1 protein-coding gene is annotated in these 256 nt (G+C 57.0%); it reads left to right on the top strand.

From position 1 onward, the window contains the following. Positions 1-13: 13 nt before the first annotated feature. Positions 14-256: hypothetical protein (locus tag SB764_RS42290; protein ID WP_410867076.1), on the top strand; the 243-nt coding region annotated here is incomplete at its 3' end.

Below are 256 nucleotides of genomic sequence, written 5' to 3'. Positions count from 1 at the left end.
CCACGACTTGGCGTTGCTGCTGCCCATGGGCCTGGCCGATTGCGTACAGGTGTTCTACCGGGTCAATGAAGGTCATGCCGAGTTGTACGTACTGGATGAGTTCAATGCGCTCTGGCAGCAACGCCTGCCCTTTCATGACGAACAGAGCCTGTTGGCACCGTTGCAACGTTTCCTTCAATCGATCATCTATCGCCGCGAGGCCCTGTCGTCCCTGGACACACAACAACCGCTGGGCGAAGTGCGAACCCTGTATTAC

The sequence above is a fragment of the Paraburkholderia sp. SIMBA_027 genome (assembly GCF_046535315.1).
GTDB lineage: Bacteria > Pseudomonadota > Gammaproteobacteria > Burkholderiales > Burkholderiaceae > Paraburkholderia > Paraburkholderia tropica.
The sequence above is the reverse complement of the archived record's forward strand: the minus strand, read 5'-3'. Positions and strand labels throughout refer to the sequence as shown.